The sequence below is a fragment of the Polaromonas sp. P1_G4 genome, from assembly GCF_056405475.1.
Genome location: NZ_JBFUCA010000579.1, coordinates 1 through 2492, shown reverse-complemented (window position 1 = coordinate 2492; position 2492 = coordinate 1). Strand labels below are relative to the sequence as shown.

The window sequence follows — 2492 nt, the reverse complement described above, 5'->3', positions numbered from 1 at the left end:
CCTCGTCCGTGATGACACCCACGCCCTGCTCATACTTTGCAATCGCGTGGTTATCCTCGTCGTAGCGCGCAAAGAGCTCGGCAAAGTGTGGGTCAGACACCTTGAGGCTGCGCATCTTCTGCAGGTATTCCGGAAATTCATGTGCAATGTCGTGGTTCAGAAGGTCCATAAAAGCTCCTTTGTTGGTGTCACGTCATCAGGAAACGGCGGCTCAGTCGCGCACCACCAGCACAGGCAGGTGTGCATGGGAAAGCACCTGGGCGGTGACGCTACCCAGTACCAGTTTTTCAAGCCCGCGGCGGCCATGCGAGCCCATCACGATCAGGTCGGCATTGATCGCCTCGGCGGTGTCCAGAATGCCGCGATAGATGGCATGGCCTTCCACCACCGATCCGGTGGCGGTGATACCCGCCTCCTTGAAAGCTTGCTCGGCTGCGGTGATGGCCTCATTGGCTTCGGCCGTGGCAGCGCTCAGGTATTCGGCCTGCCCATAGGCAAAGTCGGCGCCCACCCCGGTAAAAGCATAGGGGTCTATGACGTAAACGACGGTCACCTCGCTCTTGAACGCCTGGGCCACTGCCAGTGCATTGCCGATCGCCTTGCGCGAGGTGGAAGAGCCGTCTACAGGAACCAGAATGTGCTTGTACATGATGGAATCTCCTTGAGCCAGGAATGGATTCTGCGGCCGGCGCCCTTCGCGGGTCAATGCCGGCCAGAGCAGGGCCGCTACGGGCCCGCCATGCATCAGTTATAGGGTATTGGGTGACAGGCCGCCGTCAGACAAGGCGCCGAAACCGCAGCGCCTGCGCTGCGCGGGCGTCACTACCCCCCAGCATTCATTCAGGTTTGATATTGGCCGATTTGGCCAGTTGCGCATAACGCGCCAGGTCCACCTTGATCAGCCTGGCAAGCGCGGCACCGTCGCCGCTCAGGGGCTCCACGCCTGCTCCTGAAAGGTTTTCCCTCACGGCGGCTTCGGCCAATACTTTTTGAACGTCCGCATAAATTTTGGCAACCACCTCGGGCGGCATTTTGGCCGGGCCCATCAGCGCATACCAGATGGAAAAGTCCAGCGGCTTCAGGCCCTGCTCTTCAAAGGTCGGCACCTGGGGCATCAGGTCATAGCGCGTAGCGGTCGACACGCCAATGCCGTTGAGCTTGCCGGTCTTGATGTGCGGCGCAGCAAGGTTGGCGCTGAGGATGGCCAATTGCACCTGGCCGCCCACCACGTCGGTCAGCGCAGGGGCACAGCCCTTGTAGCCGACATTGGTAGCACTGACACCAGACTTTTGCTTGACCAGTTCCATCACGAAATGCTGCGGTGTGCCGACGCCACAGGAGCCGTAGCTCAGCGCTGCCGGGTTGGCTTTGGAATAGGTGACCAGTTCCTGAATCGTCTTGATGTTGGTGCTTTGATGAGACACCAGCGCGATCGGCGTGAGGCCCAGCAGCATGATGGGTGTCAGGTCTTTTTCGGGGTCGTAGTTGAGCTTGCCGTTCACGGCCGGGTTGACCACCATGGTGCTGTTTTGCAGCAGCAGCGTGTAGCCGTCTGCCGGCGCCTTGACCACGGCTTCCGTGCCGATATTGCCGGAGGCACCCGCACGGTTGTCGACCGCTATGCCCTGCCCCCACAGGGTCTGCAGGCGTGCGCCGATCTGGCGCGCCAGGATGTCGGAGCCGCCGCCGGTGCCATAAGGAACAATGATGCGCACGGGGCGTGATGGATAGGCTTGCGCCAGCGCCTGCGTTGCTGTCATGCAGGTCAGTGACATCAAGGTGACCAGGGCCAGGAGCTTTGGAAATTTCATGATTCGCCTCTTTCCTCTTTCGTTTGTACGGGCTGTTTATTCAATAGCGCCGATACTGCGGCTCCACAATTCCCACGGCCGCATGACCTGGCCCTCATTCGTCGCCATGGCCAGGTCCGCTTCTTCGGGCGTCAGGAATTCGATGGGGCCCAGGGCCGATGCCGTGAGCTGCAGTCTGGCATTTTCTTCGGCATAGACCGCCCGGTAAACCGCGCGCTCCAGCGAAGGCGCCACTACGGTCGAACCGTGGCCGCGCATCAGCACGCAGGTGTGCTGGCCCAGTGCCCTGGCGAGGTCTTTGCCCAGGCCCATGTCGCGGATCAGCAGGTCGGTGTTGCCGTTGGACTCGCGAATTTCATACAGCGTCGAGCCGCTGCCCAAAAAACCGCTCATGTGGAAGATGGGGCGCAGGCGCTGGCCGGTCACGCCGAAAGGAATCACGCTAGGGGAATGGCTGTGCACCACCGCCATCACGTCGGGCCGCGCGCGATAGATTTCGCCGTGGATAAAGCGCTCCAGGTAAGAACGCAGCGTGGACTCACCCACCAGGTCGCCATTGAGGTCGTAGGTCAGGATGTCGGCTTTTTTGACCAGCCCGGGCGCACGGTTGCAGGACAGCAGGAAATGCCCGGACGACTTGTCGTGGCGCACGCTCACATGGCCAAAGCCATCTACCACCCC

The 2492-nt window shown here is 61.1% G+C and carries 3 protein-coding genes; all 3 read right to left on the bottom strand.

Features of this window, described 5'->3' with window-relative positions:
- Nucleotides 1–211 precede the first annotated feature (211 nt).
- Nucleotides 212–649, bottom strand: a complete 438-nt coding sequence (locus AC1D1X_RS20745) for a universal stress protein (protein WP_477671462.1) — start codon at nucleotides 647–649, stop codon at nucleotides 212–214.
- Nucleotides 650–836: 187 nt separating this feature from the next.
- Nucleotides 837–1811, bottom strand: a complete 975-nt coding sequence (locus AC1D1X_RS20740; protein WP_477671461.1) for a Bug family tripartite tricarboxylate transporter substrate binding protein — start codon at nucleotides 1809–1811, stop codon at nucleotides 837–839.
- Nucleotides 1812–1847: 36 nt separating this feature from the next.
- Nucleotides 1848–2492: class II aldolase/adducin family protein (locus tag AC1D1X_RS20735; protein ID WP_477699054.1), on the bottom strand; the 645-nt coding region annotated here is incomplete at its 5' end.